The sequence below is a fragment of the Bartonella sp. AC535YNZD genome (assembly GCF_042196625.1).
Taxonomy (GTDB): Bacteria; Pseudomonadota; Alphaproteobacteria; order Rhizobiales; family Rhizobiaceae; genus Bartonella.
In genome coordinates, this window is sequence record NZ_JBHIQP010000010.1 from 56,098 (window position 1) to 77,237 (window position 21,140).

Consider the following 21,140-nt stretch of genomic DNA (forward strand, 5'->3'; position numbering starts at 1 on the left):
TAATCTCAGCTATTGATCAAACAATATTTAGAGAGTGATTATGATCTGAACCATGAGAGTCAAATCTTGTGAAGCTTCTCAGTTTCATATTCTCTTTCATATTAGAGTAAGTGAAAAAGCATAAAACAGAATAAAAACCAACGTACATTTTTAAATAGTATTTAAAAACAATATTGAAAGAGTTTGAAAGGAACATGCATGAAAAAAAGAAATCCCTCCCCTTTTATCACCGAAATGATGGAAAAATTTCAACAACAGGCTGAACAATCCCCCACCAGCCCCCCCCCTCCCCAAGTTTCTCAAAGTTTGCCAAAACCAACTGTACAAAAACGCCCAGATAATTTATCCTACCACCCAAAAGTTGCTCCACCACCTCCCCCTCGTATGAAAAGCCCAGTGCAAACCAGCACAATGCCTCCTAACACCAAAAACCAAGAGACACCTCCCCCACAAAAAAAAGCAGCTCCGCCAAAACCTCAGCGTGTAAAAGAGAGACAACAACATAAACCGACAGTTCAAGAGTCCCCCTTCCTACAGACAAAAGTGGCTCCCCCCCCTCCTCCACGCATGAGAGAAAAAACACAAACCGGCACAAAAATCTCCAACTCAAAACTCCAAGAACACTCCTCTCCGCACACAAAAACAGCTCCACAAAGACCTCCACGTGCAAAAGAGAGGCAACAACATAGACCAACAGTTCAAGAGTCCCCTTCCCCGCAAAAAAAAATGGCTCCGCCCCCGCCCCCACGTATGAGAGAAAAAACACAAGCCGACGCAAAAATCCAAAAGCATGAAACCCAAGAAAGCCCCTCCACGCGCATAAAAATGGCTCCACAAAGACCACCGCGTGCAAAAGATAGAGAACAAAATAAACCAACTGCTCAAGAATCCCCTTCTCTACAGACAAAAGTGGCTCCGCCCCTTCCCCCACGCATGAGAGAAAGAGTACAAAACAGCACAAAAATTCAAAATCCTGAAACACACGAACCAAGTGTTAGACCCAAAACATCATCACATATGAAAGTCAGGCAGCAAAGCAGTTCATCATCACAAGACAGTGGAACATATGCCGTCCCGCCTTCAAGAAAACCGCACCGTATGGAAAACAGAAAACAAAGCGATACTGTCGTCCCAAAAACTTCCTCTCCACACACAGCAATTGAACAACCAAAACCGTCTCACGAACAAAAACCATCTATTAATACAATGGAAAGAGAGCTATTGCTCGTAGCATATCAAGAAGAAATACGATTTTTGTGCGAAAAGGTTTATGGCGAACGGCTTATTTTAAGTGAAAGAATAGAAGCAATCAAAGAAAACCCCGATATGGGAGAACAGCTCTTATGGGATGTTACAGAACGGCCTAAGTCTATTTCTAAGCTTGCTGGTAGAAAAGTTCTTGGCATAAAAAATCATGCGCGCAAACAAGCTGAAGAAACTCTTCCTACCCTATGTGCTGCTATTAACGGTTATGTGTATACTTCAAAATATACAAAAAGTGAAAGTATTTCTCAAGGTCCTCACACGGAACAACAACATCAGCGACAAACACAGGAGGAAGAGCTAACAAATCAACATTTACAAAATCCGCTCAATTCAGAAAAGAAAATAAAACCTCTCTCAAATCAGGAAATTGCTCGCAGAGTTCAACAAGATCCATCGGTTCAATATGGTCAAAGAGAGATCCAATATTGGTGCCAAATTGTTTATAAGGATCCATTTATTTTGCAATATAGAATAGAAGATATGCACAAAATTCCAGAGATAGGAGAAGAAATTGTATTTCAAATTGAAAAGGATTGTACATCTTTTGCTCCTCTTGCTGGTAAGCAAGTCCTTGGCTTAAAAAACGGAGCACGAAAAGCTGCTGAAGAAAATCTTCCTACCCTTTGTACCGCCATTAAGGATTATGCTGATACGATAAAACAGTTAAGAGAAACCATTGTGCAAAACCATCAGGCAGAACAACAAAAACGTCATCAACCGCTTAACGATCTCGATAAAAAATTGCAACAGCAGCAAAACTTATCGCAGCCCTCAAAGCTACCTGAACGCTCAACAGCAAAGCGGCATCAAGAAATTGCAGAAACTTCTAGACAAGAACATCAACCGCATGTTCGACCGCGCAGAACCGAAACATCAAAAGCAATGGCTTTGTCGTGATAGTCTAATCATCGTTGACTTTTCATACAAAACTTTGGTGCAATTATCTTGCCAAGATTGCACCAAAAACGGTGTATGAAATACAGAAAACTTTGAATAAGGCACTCCATTATTTTACAGAATTCATTGATAAAATTTCACGATAATACTTCATAAAAATTACAAACTTTAACTTTGTTCCATGATTAACTTGGTTCCATGCGAATAAGGTCAATTTTTTCAATCATTCAAATAGGCACTCTTCTTTGAAGAAAACGCTATGAAAATAATAAAAGGCAAAAAATGTAAAAAAGAAGATTTTAAAAAAATAATGTTACCATTTGAAAGGAAATATGCATGAAAGAAAACACAGAACATTGTGCCTCCTCTACACCGGAAGAATTGCAAGAACAACACTCTGCAATTAATGCAGCCATTTCAAAGCAAATCAATGAAGAAGCGCAAAAATTTTTCTACCCCAATAGCAAAGTGCTTAAAAATAAATACCGCATCAAAGATAACGAAATATTAAAAGAACGCTGTTCTAATGATGTAAAAGAAGAAATGATAAAACTGCACCAAGAACCTCTACCAGAGCAGTTTAATGCCTCTTATCTAAAATACCTTCATCAACGCCTCTTTTCCCGCACATTTGAATGGGCCGGACAAACGCGCGAAGAGCCTTTTACATTTGAAGATGGCACTGTTGCTTCTATGCCCATTTTGAAAAGAAAAGAATTTACAAAACCTTTTGCGATTGGCAGAAAAATACAGGAGGGACTAGAAAAGTTAGATAAAACACTTGCTGAAAAGAATAATTTACAAGACTTAACTCGCGAAGAATTCGTTGAACAAGCAGCTAGTATAATGATAGATTTGCACCACTTGCATCCTTTCAGAGAGGGCAATAGGCGCACAAAGAGACTGTTTGTTGAAAAACTCTCTCAAGCAGCAGGACATGAGCTAGACTTTTCTCTTGTGAGCAAAAAACGTAAAAACTTTGTCCGCGTCGCTGCCATGGAACATGGCGACCCAGAGCCTATGAAGCATCTTCTTGAGGATATCTCAAATCCAGAAAAATTGCTCCTCTTACGAGAATTCACCAACTCTATGAGAGAGCTTGGATTAGATGAAAAAAATTATCATCTCGCTGTCGTTGCAAAAGAAGGAGAAACCTATCATGGTACCTATAGAGGCAGTGGACCCAATGGCTTCATGCTTGATGCCAACGGCATTTTCATCTTGGGAAATAAAAAAGATCTCACCCCAGAGCAAATACAGACATTAAAAATCGGTGACGCCCTCTCCTTTACAGCACCAAAAGTTCAAAAACCAGAAAAAAACCAGAAAAAAACATTGCTTCCAGAAGAAAAAGAAGAAAAAAGAGCCACTCTTAAAAACGATGAAATAACTGAAAAGAGCAAAGACAAAACATCCATTCAAACAAAGAAAAAGGGAAAATCCTATTTTTCACCATGGATTGCCTCTCATGTTTTACATGACAGCGTTGAAGTTATGCCCAAAAGTTTGCAAGCACAAGAAAAAGAACAAATGGCACAACCAATTGTTCAATCGGCTTCCGCTATGAGGCAAATGCAAAAAGATTTTCAAAAAAATATTTTACAGAGCAGTAATACAGCGACAAATGATCCAATATCTGTCAAAATGACAAAGGAAACACGCTCTGATCATCCAGAAATAGAAAAACAGCCTATCAAAAAAGCAATGGCATACTGGGATACTGGTACAAAAAAAACGGACACAATCCCTCTCACCTTACAGGAGAAATTATCATCACCACCTGAAACCGAAGAAAATAAGACAATACACCGTAATTTCTTTTACCCCAATAGTATCACCTTAAAGAATAAATATGGAATAAAAGACTACGGAAAATTAAAAGTGCAATGTGCCCATGATACAACAAAAGCAATCATTCATCTGCGCCAAGAAGCGCCACCACAAAAACTAACCTCCACATATCTCCAATATATTCATCACACCCTATTTAAAAATACTTTTGAATGGGCCGGACAAACACGCGAAAAACCATTTACATTTGAAGATGGTACCGTTGCTTATATGCCAATGATGAAAAAAGCTGGTATTTCTTTTGCCTCAGCAAAACAGATACAGGAGGGACTAGAAAATTTAGATAAAATACTTGCTGAAACGAATAGTTTAAAAGGCTTAACCCGCGAAACATTTGTTGAATATGTCACTGAAATGTTGATACAGCTCAACTATACCCATCCTTTCAGAGAAGGTAATGGACGCACGCAACGAATGTTTTTTGAAAAACTTGGGCAAGTTGCTGGCCACACACTCGACTTTTCTCTTGTAACAGAAAAACGTATGAATCTTGCCAGCATTGCATCGCTAAAACATAACGATAAAGAAGAAATGAAACATCTGCTTGAAGATATCTCAAATCCAGAAAAAATACTTATTTTAAAAGAATTCATGGACAGTATGAAACATATCGGGCTTGAGAGTATTCATCATCATCTTATTATAACAGCAAAAGAAGGTCATACCTATAAAGGCTTTTACAGAGGCAGTGGACCCAATGGCTTTATGCTTGATGCTAACGGAATTTTCATCTTGGGAAATAAAAAAGATCTCACCCCAGAGCAAATACAGACATTAAAAATCGGTGACGCTCTCTCCTTTACAGCACCAAAAATTCAAAACCAGCAAGAAGTGCTTATCCCCGCACAAACAATAGCCCCCCTTACCAACAATGAAATTGCCACAAGGATAAAAAACAACGTTTCCATTCAAGCAACAAGAAAAGAAATAGAAACTTTGTGCCAAATCATTTATGGCAATCGTCATATTTTGCGGGAAAGAATTGAGATGATCCATGAAAATCATATTGAAGGAGAACAACTCTCCTATCAAATTTCCACCTCCCCCCAATCTATTTCTAAGCTTTCTGGTAGCAATGTATTTGGCATAAAAAACAACGCGCGCGCCCATGCTGAAGCAAATATTTTGCCCCTCTGTAAAGCCATTGATCGTTATATCAATATTTCTAAACAAACAGAAAGAGACATTCTCCATACCCATCATGTAAAACAAAGGCGGTGTGAACAGTCGGTAGAAATACCTAAAGCTTGGATAACAAATCTCTTTTCCGTGTCAAAAACACAACAGCAAGAAACGTTATCAAACTCTCCCGAATTAAGGGGGGAGATAAGGACTTATATCAAAAAAATCAATGAGCGCTTATCCTCAAGCGAGCATGAAGCTATAAAAGAAAATAATCCTGAAAGACTTGCGAAGAGTCTTGGCACATCAACCATCAAAGCAAAAGAGATTATGGAAATAGTCAAGCAGATAAAAGAGATAGAACAGCATATACAACCCATGTATTTTTATAATCATAAATTCGATGAGCGTTTCGCACCAAACCAGCATCAATCTATAAAGAAAAACAATGAAAAAAAATGTTCCAACACTCTTGATAAAGAGGCAATTAAAGTGCAAAAAATGACAGAAAACGTCAATCAGAATCCCAAAAGACAAGAAAATATTCAACCTCACAAAACGGCACACGCAAAAGCAATGGCAATGAATGTCTAAAAGGTTCATAAACTTTAACTTTTTCGCCCCCTCTGGTAAAAATGATAGCCTTTATCCCCCTTGCCTTCATCGGCAAATCAATCGCACCTCAAAGAGAATGGAAACCATGAGAGAGTAATTTTTATCTTATTTCCTCAGATTTTATCCTCATCAACTGTGAAAAGAAACCTGAACAGGAAAAATGCTGTTGAAAGATCATGTCTTCCTATCCTCTTGTTTATGTAATCTCTAAAATGGGAGGGCCGGCAAATTTGGGGAAAACATAAAGCCGTAAAAGTGAAAACCAATCACCAACTTTACCATTACCTTTTAGCTCAGCCTTACGACTTTTTAAAACATCTAAAGCGCTGTTTTCTTAATAATGAATAAATAATGGAAATGGCGCATTGCTCCACGCTTTTATTTTATTGGCGTTCTTTTAATAGGGTCACACCCCTCACATAAAACAGAACGGTATTGGCTTACACTATTCACGATATCACACCATAAAGGGAAATGATCATTATATATCCCTTCAAACTGTTATGATATCACTCGCATATTTCAGTTTGAAAAAGAAATTTTAATTATTTTATGGCAACAATAAAAATTTTAATGCAACAGTAAACAAGGAGCATAAAAAAGTCTTCAAGCACCATTGTTGACAGAAAGATAAACACCGTCGTAAAACGCTTTCAAAAAGTCTCCTTGATTAGGATAGAGATCAGATTTTTACGATTTAAAACAGTTTATTTCTCCTGTCATCGCTTCTCTTTTACAACAAAGTTGATATATCTTTATGACATTGATTAAAAAAATTGCGACAGTTGCTTCCGGAACCCTCATGAGCCGTATTTTTGGCTTCGTACGCGAAATGCTTATGGCAGCAGCCCTAGGGACAGGTCCTGTTTCTGATGCCTTTAACGCTGCTTTTCGTTTTCCCAATACATTTCGTCGTTTTTTTGCTGAAGGTGCCTTTAACGCTGCTTTCATTCCTCTTTTTGCAAAAAAAATCACTGAAGAAGGCCACGAAACGGCATGCAAATTTGCAGAAGAGGTCTTTGGCGTTCTCTTTTCACTGCTCTTACTGTTAACGATTGCGATGGAACTCAGTATGCCTTTTTTGGTACGAACCATTATTGCTCCAGGTTTTACAGAAGATGTAACAAAATTTAACGCTACAATTCACTTTACTGCAATCATGTTTCCCTATTTAACCTGCATGTCGCTTGCTGCCATGATGGGGGGCATGCTTAATGCTCTGCGACGCTATTTTATTGCCGCCATTGCTCCACTCTTTTTAAACATTGTTCTGATTGGTGTGCTTGCCTATGCTTGGATCTATAAACTTGACGCTTGGCATATCGGTTTAAATCTCTCTTGGGGTGTGTTGGCAGCAGGGCTTCTTCAACTCACCTTAATTGCCCTTGCTTTACGTCAAAGTGGAATGAAAATTTCCTTCCGCCAGCCCCATTTTAGTCCTAATGTTCGCAAGCTGTTAACTTTAGCATTTCCAGCAGCCATCACGGGTGGCATCACGCAAATTAATTTGCTCATTAATACCAACATTGCTTCTAGTCAATCAGGTGCTGTTTCTTCTTTAATGTATGCGGATCGTCTTTATCAATTGCCTTTAGGCGTAATCGCCATTGCCGTTGCAACGGTTCTTTTACCAGAGTTAACACGCGCTTTGCGGAGCAAAAAGCATAAAGAAACCCACCATTTACAAAACCGCTCTATTGAATTAACATTGTTGTTAACACTTCCAGCATCCATCGCTTTTTTGCTGCTCTCCACTCCCATTGTCAGTTTGCTCTTTGAACGAGGACAATTTACCAGTCAATCAACACACCATGTTGCACAATTACTGGAGCTTTATGGACTAGGACTTCCAGCTTTTGTTCTTATTAAGGTCTTTATTCCTAATTTTTTTGCCCATGAAGATACCAAAACACCGATGATTTTTACAGGTATTTGCGTTTTTATCAATATCGGTCTCGCCTTAACATTATTTCCTATTCTATCTGCACGAGGCATTGTTATTGCTGAAATTACCTCTGGATGGGCCAACACCCTGTTGCTGTGGAGTGTCCTTATCAAACGCGGTTATTGGAAATACGACTTCCAACTAATAAAGCGAATATTATGTCTCATGATGGCAACTCTTTTGAGTGCACTAGCCCTCTATTACGGATTGAATGTATTTAGTTTTTTGTCTTTTCCTTTATCCTCACAAGCATCCTTTTTCTTGCGCGCGATCACCTTAGCTGGGATCATGATTGGCATATTTTTGATCTATTTTAGTACCTATTTTTTATTCAACACCCGTTCCTTTTTTCACACGCTTAAAAATTTGAAAAAACGCTCATAATATCTATACTTTGTCAAAAACAATAAAATGAATAACCTTAATTGAAGAAAGAGCACTCCTATGGATACCTTCACACCACTTGTCTTTTCCGGCGTACAACCGAGTGGTCATTTACATCTTGGCAATTATCTTGGAGCCATTCAGCGTTGGGTTGAACTGCAAAACTCTCATCACTGTCTCTATTGTGTTGTGGATATGCATGCGCTCACAGTCAACCCAGATCCCCTTACTTTACGCGAATCCACCAGAACAGTGACAGCAGCTTTTTTAGCCGCCGGTATTGATCCTCAAAAACACATTATTTTTAACCAATCACGTGTTTTTCAACATGCTGAACTCGCCTGGATTTTTAATTGTGTTGCCCGTATCGGCTGGCTTCAACGCATGACACAATTTAAAGATAAAGCGGGAAAAGATCGCGAAAAAGCATCCATCGGGCTTTTTGCTTATCCCACTTTGATGGCTGCTGATATTTTAGTCTATCGTGCAACGCATGTTCCAGTAGGCGAAGATCAAAAACAGCATGTTGAACTCACACGCGATATTGCACAAAAGTTTAACAACGACTATGCACAGCGTATTGCCGAATTAAATTTTGGCGTCTCTATGCAAACGGATGAAGAAAAAAGACAAGGCTTTTTTCCTCTTCCAGAAGCACTGATTGGAACAACAGCCACACGCGTTATGTCTTTGCGCGATGGGACGAAAAAAATGTCAAAATCAGATCCTTCAGATTTTTCACGCATTAATTTAACCGATGATGCTGATCTTATCGCAAAAAAAATACGTAAAGCCAAAACGGATTCGGCCCCTCTTCCCGATACCCTTGCCGCTTTAAAAGAACGACCAGAAGTAGATAACCTGCTTGGTATTTATGCCGCCTTTGCCAAAATTAGCAAAGAAAAGATTCTTTTAGAATTTTCTGGTCAACAGTTTTCGCATTTTAAAACAGCTCTAGCCGACCTTGTTGTCCATAAGCTTGCCCCTATAACAGAAGAATTACGTCGCCTTCATAAAGAAAGCGGTTATATCGACTCTGTTTTGCATGATGGCGCTAAACGTGCTAGTATGCTTGCAGAAGAAAATATGAAAAAAATTCGTGAAATTGTTGGATTTTTGCACGATACATAAAAATAATAAAACTAAAAACTGTAGAGAGCAAAAAAATCGTTTGTACAAAATAGAGAAAGTGCATGATTTCCAAACCCCAAAATCCGAAAAAAGAACCAAAGAAAAAAAACTTAGTTATTATCGATGAAACACCAGAGTGTCGGCGTGCCGTTGCGTTTGCCGCACAGCATGCCCAAAATACCAGTAGAACATTGGTATTGCTTTGTGTCGTTGATAGTGTAGAATTTCAACATTTTCTGGGTGTAAACAACCTTATGCGTACAGAATCAAAGCAAAGTGCTCATAAAATATTAGGAGACATTGCCAGTGAAGTCCGCACCACCCATGCGCTTGAAACAGAAATAGTAGTGCGTGAAGGAAAAAAAATTGATGAGATTTCTAAACTGATCGACGAAGATAAAAGGATTGCACTGATTGTTTTAGCAGCCAGTGGACATACAGAAGGACCAGGACCCCTTGTTCAATTAATCGGGAATAAAGGGACAGCTTTTTCAATCCCTGTCATTGTTATTCCTAGCAACCTTGCCGATGAAGATATTAGATCTATTGCCTAAAAAATATAATTTTCTACAATGTAAGATCTTCCCAAGCCTTCATTATAAAAGGAGAATCTATGTTTATTCAAACTGAAACCACCCCAAACCCTGCAACACTTAAATTCCTGCCAGGACGCGTGGTTCTTTCTGAGGGCGTATTAGAATTTCGTGACCGTGAAGAAGCAGCTAAAAACTCACCTTTAGCGGCTAAACTGTTTAATATTCCCAATATCAATGGTGTCTTTTTAGGCTATGATTTTATCACCGTGAGCAAAAAAGAAGGAGAATGGCAACATCTTAAGCCCGTCATTTTAGGCACAATTATGGAACATTTTCTATCCAATGAGCCAGTGATCACCACCAACGCCACAACACAAGCACAAACCCATGCCCTTAACGAAGAATTTTATGACGAAAAAGATGCTGATATTGTCTTAACCATTAAAGAGCTCCTTGAAACGCGTATCCGCCCCGCAGTTGCCAATGATGGTGGAGACATTACTTTTCGTGGATTTGAAAATGGTATTGTTTATCTCAATATGCGCGGCGCCTGCGCTGGATGTCCCTCTTCAACGGCAACCCTCAAACATGGTATTGAAAATCTTTTACGTCATTTTATCCCTGAAGTTTTAGGCGTTGAAGCCATGCCACAATAAATATTGACCTCAATAGGTAAAACAACCACATTGATTGCCCTTCTTCAACAGCGCTCAAACATGGAGTGCAAAAATCTTACATCATTTTATTCCTGAAATTTTAGAAGTGAGCTATGCAGCCATAAAAATACAGTACTGTAAAAAAATCTAAACAAAATGATCCCTTCGCTCACCTTTCACCTCCACATATGCCTTAAAAAGCTTTCTGCCCCTTAAGAGCATAAGTTGTTTCAATAAACCAATCGCATAGACAGAAATAGAACGCATAGGGATGTGCATTTTAAATTTATTTTGTTTCATAATCTTGTCATGCAATTTTAACTAGGAAAACACGACCTCGTTACAAAAAAAGAAAACCCCAAAAAAAACATTGCAAGATAGAGTGCCCATTTGCTTCATCTTTCTCAGCTCTCCCAACGACAAAATCATGCAAAATACTTCTTGTAGCAAACCGGCACCATCATTATATCTGCCAGCCCCCAATGTTGCGACAGCCCTTGGCACTTAAGACGATTCATAAGAGCCATTTTTAATCCTTTCTTGTACAGTTTTTACCCACACGCCAGCCCCACTTGTGGTGTGCAAATAAGTGATTTTAATTGATTCAACATGGAACAGATTTGAAATGAGAGAATCCACGTTATTCGGGATTCTAATTCAATATGAATAACGCTAATTTATTATTATAAATCAATATGTTGTAGCAGAAAATTGACAAAAATCATATTTTGCAACTTGAATGAGAATTCTGACATTCTTCTTATTTCAATTCTGTTTTTATTGCATCAATGAAAATCGTCCGCTTACACAGCACAAACTGGATAATAACAAAAACTATTTTTAATAGCGCTTATAAACACTTTTAAATATAAGAACTGTTGCAACATTGAGAGCTGGAAAAAAATGCATGATGATGCTACCTTATCAGTATCTCGTACCGATCTTTTCCTATTTTTGAGTCAAAAATTCCCCTCTAGCACCTTGAATCTGATCTCCATAAATATAGCGAAGAAGGTGTGTACAAATACTTGTAAAAATAAATAAATGTAAAATCAGATCTATTATGGTTGTTTTGGAAGTCATTTGAGAAAAAGTGGGAATATTTTTTCAATTCAGCAGAAATAAGTTTGTTACTTTACGGCATCGTTCTCTTCATAAAGCGCATACCTTTATTGTTGCTTGTAAATCAACATCTACCCCTTCTCATCACAATATGTTTAAAAGAAAAGACAGTGTCAGTATTTCTCTACTATATATATTTTTCCAACCCTCAAGGTTGCAATAGCCCTTGGCACTTGAGATGGTTCATAAGAGGCCTTTTTACTACTTTCTTGTACCATGTCACTCCACACAGATCTCCCCGCCTGTAACATGCAAGAGACATGATTTTGATTGATTCAACACGGAACAGATCTGGAGCTCTCATTCAACATGCAAAATAGTGAATTATCTTTATAAATCAAATTATTGCTGTACGTATCTTTTATATCCCAATAAGGGCATATATTGCATCTATCTGATTGGCATAATCAGTGAAATAAGAAAAGAAATACAAAAACAATTGCAATAGGATAAACGTCTAAACTTTTTTCACAAACTCCGACTTTAAACTCATCTGCCCAATCCCAGGAATTTTGCAATCAATATTATGATCCCCATCTACCAAGCGAATATTCTTTACCTTCGTCCCCCCTTTTAAAACAGATGAAGCGCCTTTTACTTTCAGATCTTTTATCACCATAACAGTATCGCCATTTGTCAAAATCTGACCATTGGCATCATAAACAGTATCGGAAAGAACAGCGGCATCGTTCTTTTGTGGCCATTCATGTGCGCATTCAGGACACACAAAATTTTCACCATCTTCATAAGTATAAAGACAATCACAACGAGGACATTTGGGATATTGGGTCATAAATTCCCCTTTTTTAGAAAAATCATTCATTATGACGGTCATAAAACAAGAAATGCTTATTGTCCATTATTTTAGAAAAATACGTCCCTTTGTTTCATTCCCCATCTGCCAACTATGTTTGTCAATGCGATCACCACAGACAAGACGTTAATTTATAAGAATGATTTATCATTGTACACCTTAAATAAGCCCCTACCTATCATAAAATTTACTCCCTTCATTCTCTCTTATAAATCAATCAAAATCATTTTCTTATCCGTCACAAATGAAATTAACGAATGGATAAAAAATGAAAAAAGGAACATCTCTTAATAAATTCTCTCAAAGAGCGAAGCACGATTGAATATTGCGAGAAAAGAAAGTGATGCCTTAACTTGACCTTTTATTTTAAGTAAAAATAACGGTTATAATATTAGAGAATATGTTGATTTATAATCATCATCAATGGTTTTGTATGTTGAATAGAACACCCGAATATTTTAAGATTTTCTTATTTCAAATCCTCTTCTATTGAATCAACCAAAGCCTTGCGCTTGCATGTTACAAGTGGAAAGATGCACATTGGGAACTAATCAATAAGTGTGATGGAGCTGGGCTTACTCTCTCATAAAAATGGTGGTGCTCAATGTTGTCACTGCCCTTGGCACAAAAGATGATTGATTCATAAGAGGTGTTTTTAGTTCTTTTTTGTACAGTTTTTATCCACACGGCTCTCCCCGCTTGTTATGTGCAAATGAATGGTTTTAATTGATTCAACATGGAATAGATTTGAGATGAGATAATCTTACAATATTGGAGAGCTCTCATTCAAATTGAATAATACTAAATTATTATTATAAATCAATTTATTATCCAATATATATCGACCATTATATTCTTCTCGAGGATTTACCGTTATCTCCTACATGAACAGCATTCCATAAAGAAGGGCGTAAGTGTATTGAGAGAGGCTTTTTAAATAAGCATATGAAATGCGCAATAACGACAGTGTTCTGTTTTGCATGAGGAACATCATCCTATTAAACAAACACTTCTATCAAACCATCAGAAACCATTGGGCATAAATGCTCCGATTATGCTGGATTATAATTGCCTACAGCATTCGGTTTTAAGAAGCACGCAGTTTTAGGAATCGGATCGATATGTAAAGGTGAAAAAAACAAAGCGAGCTTGAAAATGGAGTTAAGCTCTTCCTTATGGCAAATAAAATCATGCCCCTAAAAACATACCCCATGTGATCAATCATCATACCTTTACAAAAAAACATTCCAATGATCTTAGGTAATAATATCAGGGTGGTCTCGTCCCAATACTTGTTGTATGTTTAGTAGTTTTAGTGCCACCTGTTGCAAAGGTTGGAGAACTTCTTGCGGATTAAAATTGTGTTTGCGTGGATCACTTTCATACTGTTCAAAATAAAGTCGTAAAGTAGCACCCAGTGTTCCTGTTCCCGACAAACGGACTACCAACCGTGCTCCATTCTTGAAAAAAATACGGATACCTTGCCGCGTGCTAACACTCTGATCAACAGGATCATGATATGTAAAATCGTCTGCTTTTTTGACGAAAAATCCAGAAATTTCAGTTCCTGAATGTGGTAAGTGTGCACGCAAATGTTCTATAATTTCCAAAGCTTTATCGGCTTCGACTTCTTCATAATCATGCCGTAACGTGTAAAAACGCCCATAGGTGTACCAATGCTGTTGAACAATTTGTGCGACAGTTTTTTCTGTTACCGCTAAAAGATTTAACCAAAATAGGACAGCCCATAAACCATCTTTTTCACGGATATGATGAGACCCAGTTCCAAAGCTTTCTTCACCACAAAAGGTTACTTTCCCCGCATCCAAAAGCGTTCCAAAAAACTTCCATCCCGTTGGTGTTTCAAAAAATTTTAATCCTTTTTTTTCCGCGACCAGATCAGCAGCACGCCCCGTCGGCATAGAACGCGCTATCCCCACAACACCTTTTCGATATCCTTTAATGAGGTGTGCATGCTCAGCCATAATAGCCAGAGAATCTGACGGCGAAACAAATTGCCCACGACCAATAATGAGGTTACGATCTCCATCACCATCAGAGGCTGCGCCAAGATCTGGTCCTTTCTCTGACATCAATAAATCATAAAGAGCCTTAGCATAAACCAAATTGGGATCTGGATGACCACCTCCAAAATCTGGCAAAGGAATACCATTAACCACCGTCCCTTCAGAAAATCCTAAGCATTTTTCAAAAATTTCATGAGCATAAGGCCCTGTTACCGCATGCATGGCATCAAACCGTAAAGTAAGACCTCGAGCAACAGCCTTGGCAATACAGTCAAAATCAAAAAGCTCCTGCATCAAAGCAACATAATCAGCGACAGGATCAATAATATCAATCCGCATGGCTCCCATAAAGATCGTACCTTGCCTATCTAAATCAACATCTGGTGCTTCAAGAATTTTATAAAAAGAAAGACGTTGCGATGTTGCAAAAATAGCATCACATAAAGAATTAGGAGCGGGTCCCCCATTAGAAATATTATATTTAATACCACAATCTCCTTCTGGACCACCAGGATTATGGCTTGCAGAAAGAATAAGTCCACCATGGGCATGAGTTTTACGAATAAGATGCGAAACAGCAGGTGTAGAAAGAATACCGCCCCTTCCCATTTTAATAAGAGAGACACCATGCGCCGCTGCCATCTTCAACACAATCTGAAGGATAGTACGATTAAAAGTGCGCCCATCCCCCCCAAGAATTAACATTTCTCCTTCAAGAGGCCCAATGTTATTAAAAAGAGACTGTATAAAGTTTTCTACATAATGGGGTTGTTGAAAAACAGACACTTTTTTGCGCAAACCAGATGTTCCCGGTTTTTGCCCCTCAAAAGCCGTGGTCAAAACTGTCTTTATGGTCATATCCATACCTTTATATTCTTTCCTATAATTTTAAGGTGAAGAGTATCCAAAGTCGACCATTAATTCTACTTGACGGAAGTGTGAAATATTTGCACACTCGTTAGAAGTAAGAATTTTTTAAGAAGCCCTTTTATTTAAAACGATCTTTCCCATATGTTTTTAAATACGAAGGCTGTTTTAAAACAAAATTTTCGTAAAAGAATACAGGAGCATCATGATGATGAAAAAAACAGTTCCCAATGTAACATTCCACACACGCGTACGCGATGAATCAATGGCTGGAGACAATCCTTATCGGTGGCAAGAAGTTAGCAGCGATGCTTACTTTAAAGGAAAGCGTGTTATTCTTTTTTCTCTTCCTGGAGCTTTTACCCCTACTTGCTCAACCTTTCAGCTGCCTGACTTTGAAAAACTCTATGATGAATTTAAACACGCTGGTATTGATGAAATTTATTGCCTTTCCGTCAATGATGCTTTTGTCATGAATGCTTGGGGAAAAGCACAAAATATCAAAAACGTGAAATTAATTCCCGATGGCTCTGGTGAGTTCACACGCAAAATGGGTATGCTGGTTGCAAAAGACAATGTTGGTTTCGGCATGCGATCATGGCGCTATGCAGCTGTTATTAATGATGGTGTGGTTGAACAATGGTTCGAAGAAGCAGGTTTTTCAGATAATTGTGCAACAGATCCTTACGAAGTTTCTTCACCACAAAATGTTTTAAAAGCCTTGAAAAGCTAATTCCAACCCCGAATCGTCCATTTAAACAAAATTTTACGACACAAATTTCCTGAGCAGGAAAGTTTGTGTCGTTTATTTTTTGCAACATCTATTCGTGAAAGCAGACCCTATAAGTTTATTGTGTGCCTTCTGTGAGAAAAGATTAAAGCAATAATTTTTTCAATAAATATTTTATGTTCTAACGGCTTTGTAAAAGCTTGAAAAATTGCTGATGAAAAATCTGGCCCCGTTGTGGTACTAAAAAATCAAAGAGTTAAAAGCTGTTGCACGCTATCAAAAAATGCTGATGCAATTGCCAAATGCGCAAATTCATGCAAAACTCTCTCGGAAACATCAAGGATTAACATATAGATAAACTATGCAAAATCAACGCTGAGCTCCTCATGTTGAGAAAAATTTTATGTTGAAAATGGTTTGATTTATAATTTCTCATATTAAATGAGAGGAGCCGAATATCATAAGATTGTTTTATTTTATCCCTTCTTATATTGAATCCCTTAAAACTATTTTTTTGCTCATTAGCAAGTGGGATTGGCATATGAATAAACCATTAAAAAGAGTGAAAATGCTTCTCGTAAATGCTTTCAAAGGCGAAAGCTGTGAACATTAAGACTGCAAGGTACACAAAAGCATCAAGAGAGAAAATACAGATCAAACATTTGTTTGAAGAGGCGCACAGTTCAAATTGAGTTATGTCTCATAAAAAATAATCAAACACGGCATAAAAACAGCTCTGCATAAAGAACCGTTTATAAAGAAGATTCAATCAAAACAAATCCCGCAAACATTCCAATTCACATACCATAAACAAACTCATTACTGTTCTCATAGCCATTTATTCTAAGCTTTTATTTTTCTCTAAGAGAAAAACGGTTAAAGGAGTTGTTTATTCGGGTATTCTACCGTAAAACGTGCTTCTATCTCTTCCTCTTCATCGAACTCAAAATCTTCATCACATTCAGGAAGACCAAAAATATCTGGATTGATGAAATAACAATCTTTTTTTGTCCCCTTCGCTACAATTTTATTCTTTTCTAATTCTTTGATACCTTCTTTAAAACTTTCAAAATTAAGATATTCTGGTTCTTGAATTGAAAGATCGCAAGTCAAAAATTCTTCAAGAATATCAAGATCCAATGTTATCTGATCAAACCATAAATCCACATTATCCCCCTTATCTAACATTTTCCCTAATTGCCACAACATCACAAAAAAAGCTTTCATACCACTAAATGATAACCCAAAAATCATACGCCGACATGACGAGGCGCCTGAAAAGGTAATTTGCGGAAGATCTTCAAATCCGAAATTTGAAGGAGGAAGTTTAAATGATTTTCCAATATTCTCAGGTCTTTCAAGAATAAAGGGATTTCGTTCATAGAGCAGAGTAAAATCATATTGGACCATTTTCATTTCTCCGTTAAAGAATTGATTTTATGAAAAATGCATATTATCAGTAGGTTACCATTATAGCAGCTTACAATTCATCCAAACATGCTCCTGTAAAAAATTGTTCGATTTAAGTCATTCCATTGTTTTTTGAAGCTTAAAAAGTTTTTTAGGATAAAACGCTCTAGTTCTCCCTCCTTTTGCAATAAGGCTAGATTTTGTAATGTCCAAGAAGAGAACATCAAAGGATTTGATACTCATAGATGAGAATTCAAAGATGAAGCCAATATAAACTGTCAATATTTTATAAACTTTTTCAGAAGCATTACGTGAAACCCTTTAATTTTCTCAGAGTTTTTGTTCGTTACTATTTTTTTTGCACATTTTAATGCATTATCATCGCATCCTCAGAAGGGCACATTTTATAGCGAATAGCGCTTACTTTTATCTCTTAAAAAATCTCTCTTTTATGCCGCACGCACTTCAAAACCCCACTTTTGAACGCGTGTGCCAGCACGTATAAACGAGCAAAGCACAAATTTCAAAAATTGAATCTCAACTTTTCCGAATATTTCAGGTAATCCTTTCGATAAAGACTTTTACCATTATCACTTTTGGGTAGCTAAAATATTCTGTACCGTTTTGACCAATTGATCTTCATCAACCGTCACTTGTGCTGGTCGACTTTCACGCCATGTTTGATTATCTTTGATCTCATGAGATAACCGCGCCCCTTCAATCAAATCTTTAATCTGTATTTTTCCGCTCTCACGTTCTTGTGAGCCTTGGATAACCACACAAGGCGCTTGGCGTCGATCCGCATATTTCATCTGCGCTTTTATCCCCGATGCCCCCAAATAGAGCTCAGCACGAATTCCCGCACCACGCAACTGCATCACCATTTTTTGATAACCAGCAACCGCCTCTGGCTCTTTATCCATCATCAGCACCACAACCGGCCCTGTTGTCTCCTTCATAGGCAACTTTCCAAGATTTTGCAAAGCAGCGATCAAGCGTGAGACCCCGATTGAAAAACCTGTTGCTGGAATGTTTTCACCACGAAAGCGTGCCACCAATCCATCATAGCGCCCACCACCACCAACGGAGCCAAAAACAACTTTCTGCCCATCATCATTGAAAACATCAAACAGCAACGTAGCCTCAAAGACAGGACCTGTATAATAATCCAGTCCACGCACCACCGATGGATCAATCTTGATACGATTCTGAAAACCATTTGCGGCAAAAATTGCTTGCATTTCCTCAAGCTCACGAATTCCCTCACGCCCTTGAACATGATCACCAACCACTTCTTTAAGAGCCTCAAGCGTTTCTTCTGCTGTTTCAGCTCCAGCAGCAGTTAAGGTAAGAATACACTCAATCTCTTTATCCTTAAGCTCCGCCCCTTTTGTAAAGTCACCACTTTCATCCAAACGCCCTTTTCCCAAAAGCAAACGCACCCCTTTAGAACCAAATTTATCCAGTTTATCAATTGCTCTTAAGACAGTTAAGCGCTTTTCAGCCTGCTCATTTCCCCCCAAACCAATTTTCTCTAAAACGCAATCGAGAATTTTTCGGTTATTCAGACGAATGGCATATTCATGATGCTGAAACCCTAGTTTTTCCAAACTATCGGCTGCCATCATACAAATTTCTGCATCAGCTGCTACCGTTGGTGTTCCAACAATATCCGCATCAAACTGCATAAATTGCCGAAACCGCCCTGGACCTGGTTTTTCATTGCGAAAAACAAAGCCAAGACGATAACTGCGATAAGGTTTTGGCAAAACTTCAAAATTCTCTGCAAAATAACGAGCAAGAGGAGCAGTCAGATCATAGCGCAAAGACATCCATTGCTCATCATCATCTTGTAGCGAAAAAACGCCCGCATTTGGACGATCTGAATCCGGTAAAAACTTACCCAGCACATCTGTATATTCAAAAATTGGTGTTTCCAGTGCTTCAAAACCATAAAGTTCATAAACTTCACGAATTTGCGCAATCATTGTTTCAGTTGCATACAACTGTGCACTTGTACGATCAACAAACCCACGGGGTAAACGGGCTTTGGTTTTTTCTTGTTTTGATAACATATTTTTCTCTAACAACAATATATATTCACCGATAACGTGTGTCTATCTTATAGAAACAAACGCTGCAATACCTTTATCAACTGGAAACTGGTAACAATATGCATAAGCTTTTGCTTTTAAAAAATGCAAACCTTTACCCTTAAGGCAATCTACTGAAAATATTTGCATTTTCAATAGGAACATAGCCCCCCGCTCAACATGAAATGCACGCTTAACATTCAATGAAAAGACATCTGTGCTTGTTGAAAGAAACCACAAAGCAACTGTTGATTCTGGATAAATCGGAAACATCCCCCTCAAAAGCCCTCCCTCTCAGAATTCTTCAGATTTATTACAGATGCAAAAATCCTCAAGACATCAGTGTGCTTTGCGCTTGTTCTGCAAAATGATTGATAACATTTTTTAAATCAACAATATTTCGTCCAGCATCTGTAATAGAGCGTGATACAGAGGGAATAACATTCTGCCAAAGTCTTTGTGGAAATTGATTTGCTAGTTGTGTCATTGTTCCACCTTGGGTGCCAATACCTGGAACGAGAAACAGACTACTGTTTAACTGCTCAATTGTATCTTTTGATTCAGATCCTAATGTCGCTCCTATAACCGCACCTATGGGGCCAATATTATGATGGAGAACCGAAGACTGACTATTATAATCACAAATACACTGTGCAAGATGAAGAGAGAGTGTCTGGTCACCAATAAGCGCATTTCGTATTTGTTTCCCCTCTGGATTAGAAGACTGAACCACTACAAAAACCCCTGCTCCTGTTTCTTCAGCAACCTTTATCAGAGGAATAAGAGCATCAAAACCCAAAAAAGGATTAATTGTCATGGCATCAGCTTTGAACGCACTGCTTGAACCAAGCCAAGCCTTACCATAGGCTTCAGCAGTAGAGCCAATATCCCCCCTTTTTGCATCCGCCAGAACCAATATGCCTTGTTCGTGTGCATTTTCAATCAGTTCTTTCAGAGCTTGAAGACCTTCCACACCATATAATTCAAAAAATGCGACTTGCGGCTTTATAATACCTACTTTACCCACAACTGCTGTTAAGAGAATATCACAAAAATCTTTTAGACCTTTATAATCAAAGCTTAGTTTCCACGATTGCAAAACTTTATGGCTCGGATCAAAGCCAATACAAAGAGGTCCATAGATTTCACGATTTTTAAAAAAAGTTGAACGAAACATTTTATATCCTAACAAGGTCTCTCTTTAAACTTTTTGATACAATCAAAAAGAAAAGCATTTGTCAAAAGAATACAATAGCGAAAACACAAAGAAGAGCTCTCTATACAAAGTGTGCTTTTATTCATGAAACATAAATATATTCCCATTCGTAACGCTTATCATATGTTTATCGACCAAGACGTTGTCATGAGATAAAAATTCAAATTTATGAAAGAATATAAACAAAAAAGCATCCATATTATTATGACCTCATAAAGCCCTATAAGCGTACCTTGTCGTTTTCACACCCTTTTTTATGATCAACAAAAACTCTCTATGAACGCGCTTTAAACAAAGTTTCAAAAGAAAATGCCCCACCATGATGATCTCGATCTTAACTTTAGATCTTTCCTATTCCTTTTTTGGCTCATATCTATTCACTTTTGGAACATAATTAGCAAAAAGGCATTGTATCTCCAGCATATTCAAGGAGATAAAACATGGAAACTCGCATTCCT

At 37.9% G+C, this 21,140-nt stretch carries 13 protein-coding genes and 1 pseudogene; 7 read left to right on the forward strand and 7 right to left on the reverse strand.

The window, feature by feature from the left end; all coding sequences use genetic code 11:
* The first annotated feature begins 198 nt into the window (after positions 1-198).
* The 6 genes from ACFIM8_RS06910 (at position 199) to ACFIM8_RS06935 (ending at position 10,403) form a co-directional block, all read left to right on the forward strand.
* The gene (locus ACFIM8_RS06910) at positions 199-2,163 is read left to right on the forward strand and encodes a BID domain-containing T4SS effector (RefSeq protein ID WP_375614702.1); all 1,965 of its coding nucleotides are present in this window, start codon (positions 199-201) and stop codon (positions 2,161-2,163) included.
* A 336-nt stretch (positions 2,164-2,499) separates the two neighbouring features.
* Positions 2,500-5,730, forward strand: a complete 3,231-nt coding sequence (locus ACFIM8_RS06915) for a BID domain-containing T4SS effector (protein ID WP_375614703.1) — start codon at positions 2,500-2,502, stop codon at positions 5,728-5,730.
* A gap of 778 nt (positions 5,731-6,508) precedes the next feature.
* Positions 6,509-8,080, forward strand: coding sequence for a murein biosynthesis integral membrane protein MurJ (murJ, locus tag ACFIM8_RS06920; RefSeq protein WP_375614704.1), 1,572 nt, complete (start codon positions 6,509-6,511; stop codon positions 8,078-8,080).
* Positions 8,081-8,140: 60 nt separating this feature from the next.
* Positions 8,141-9,211 carry a tryptophan--tRNA ligase gene (gene trpS / locus ACFIM8_RS06925; protein WP_375614705.1) on the forward strand — a complete coding sequence of 357 codons (1,071 nt, stop codon included), beginning with the start codon at positions 8,141-8,143 and terminating at the stop codon, positions 9,209-9,211.
* A gap of 62 nt (positions 9,212-9,273) precedes the next feature.
* Positions 9,274-9,765 (forward strand): universal stress protein, encoded by a 492-nt coding sequence (locus tag ACFIM8_RS06930; protein ID WP_375607238.1) that lies wholly within the window; start codon positions 9,274-9,276, stop codon positions 9,763-9,765.
* A gap of 59 nt (positions 9,766-9,824) precedes the next feature.
* Positions 9,825-10,403 (forward strand): NifU family protein, encoded by a 579-nt coding sequence (locus ACFIM8_RS06935; protein WP_375607237.1) that lies wholly within the window; start codon positions 9,825-9,827, stop codon positions 10,401-10,403.
* Positions 10,404-10,847: 444 nt separating this feature from the next.
* On the opposite strand, the pseudogene ACFIM8_RS06940 reads toward ACFIM8_RS06935, so the two are convergent.
* From ACFIM8_RS06940 to ACFIM8_RS06950, 3 genes and pseudogenes are all read right to left on the reverse strand, one after another.
* Positions 10,848-10,930, reverse strand: a pseudogene (locus ACFIM8_RS06940) (DUF4102 domain-containing protein); the annotation flags it as partial.
* A gap of 1,052 nt (positions 10,931-11,982) precedes the next feature.
* Positions 11,983-12,318, reverse strand: coding sequence for a zinc ribbon domain-containing protein YjdM (locus tag ACFIM8_RS06945; protein ID WP_375607236.1), 336 nt, complete (start codon positions 12,316-12,318; stop codon positions 11,983-11,985).
* Between the two features lie 1,277 nt (positions 12,319-13,595).
* A complete protein-coding gene (locus ACFIM8_RS06950) occupies positions 13,596-15,224 on the reverse strand; it encodes an alpha-D-glucose phosphate-specific phosphoglucomutase (RefSeq protein ID WP_375614706.1) in 1,629 nt (542 codons plus the stop codon).
* A 217-nt stretch (positions 15,225-15,441) separates the two neighbouring features.
* Between ACFIM8_RS06950 and ACFIM8_RS06955 the strand changes: the two genes are divergently transcribed.
* Complete coding sequence (locus ACFIM8_RS06955; RefSeq protein WP_375607278.1) at positions 15,442-15,966, forward strand: peroxiredoxin; 525 nt, start codon at positions 15,442-15,444, stop codon at positions 15,964-15,966.
* A gap of 873 nt (positions 15,967-16,839) precedes the next feature.
* Here the strand turns inward: ACFIM8_RS06955 and ACFIM8_RS06960 are convergent.
* From ACFIM8_RS06960 to pyrF, 4 genes are all read right to left on the reverse strand, one after another.
* On the reverse strand, positions 16,840-17,373 hold the full coding sequence (locus tag ACFIM8_RS06960; RefSeq protein WP_375614707.1) for a replication protein: 534 nt from the start codon (positions 17,371-17,373) through the stop codon (positions 16,840-16,842).
* 590 nt (positions 17,374-17,963) lie between these two features.
* The gene (gene hisS, locus ACFIM8_RS06965) at positions 17,964-19,448 is read right to left on the reverse strand and encodes a histidine--tRNA ligase (RefSeq protein WP_375614708.1); all 1,485 of its coding nucleotides are present in this window, start codon (positions 19,446-19,448) and stop codon (positions 17,964-17,966) included.
* 42 nt (positions 19,449-19,490) lie between these two features.
* Positions 19,491-19,748, reverse strand: coding sequence for a hypothetical protein (locus tag ACFIM8_RS06970; protein ID WP_375607232.1), 258 nt, complete (start codon positions 19,746-19,748; stop codon positions 19,491-19,493).
* Between the two features lie 49 nt (positions 19,749-19,797).
* Positions 19,798-20,643 carry an orotidine-5'-phosphate decarboxylase gene (gene pyrF, locus ACFIM8_RS06975; protein WP_375607231.1) on the reverse strand — a complete coding sequence of 282 codons (846 nt, stop codon included), beginning with the start codon at positions 20,641-20,643 and terminating at the stop codon, positions 19,798-19,800.
* Positions 20,644-21,140 lie beyond the last annotated feature (497 nt).

Bases quoted from the DNA above. Each gene is read 5' to 3' on its own strand.
- ACFIM8_RS06910 (WP_375614702.1), top strand. From the start codon at position 199: ATGAAAAAAAGAAATCCCTCCCCTTTTATCACCGAAATGATGGAAAAA.
- ACFIM8_RS06915 (WP_375614703.1), top strand. From the start codon at position 2,500: ATGAAAGAAAACACAGAACATTGTGCCTCCTCTACACCGGAAGAATTG.
- murJ (WP_375614704.1), top strand. From the start codon at position 6,509: ATGACATTGATTAAAAAAATTGCGACAGTTGCTTCCGGAACCCTCATG.
- trpS (WP_375614705.1), top strand. From the start codon at position 8,141: ATGGATACCTTCACACCACTTGTCTTTTCCGGCGTACAACCGAGTGGT.
- ACFIM8_RS06930 (WP_375607238.1), top strand. From the start codon at position 9,274: ATGATTTCCAAACCCCAAAATCCGAAAAAAGAACCAAAGAAAAAAAAC.
- ACFIM8_RS06935 (WP_375607237.1), top strand. From the start codon at position 9,825: ATGTTTATTCAAACTGAAACCACCCCAAACCCTGCAACACTTAAATTC.
- ACFIM8_RS06945 (WP_375607236.1), bottom strand. From the start codon at position 12,318: ATGACCCAATATCCCAAATGTCCTCGTTGTGATTGTCTTTATACTTAT.
- ACFIM8_RS06950 (WP_375614706.1), bottom strand. From the start codon at position 15,224: ATGACCATAAAGACAGTTTTGACCACGGCTTTTGAGGGGCAAAAACCG.
- ACFIM8_RS06955 (WP_375607278.1), top strand. From the start codon at position 15,442: ATGATGAAAAAAACAGTTCCCAATGTAACATTCCACACACGCGTACGC.
- ACFIM8_RS06960 (WP_375614707.1), bottom strand. From the start codon at position 17,373: ATGGTCCAATATGATTTTACTCTGCTCTATGAACGAAATCCCTTTATT.
- hisS (WP_375614708.1), bottom strand. From the start codon at position 19,448: ATGTTATCAAAACAAGAAAAAACCAAAGCCCGTTTACCCCGTGGGTTT.
- pyrF (WP_375607231.1), bottom strand. From the start codon at position 20,643: ATGTTTCGTTCAACTTTTTTTAAAAATCGTGAAATCTATGGACCTCTT.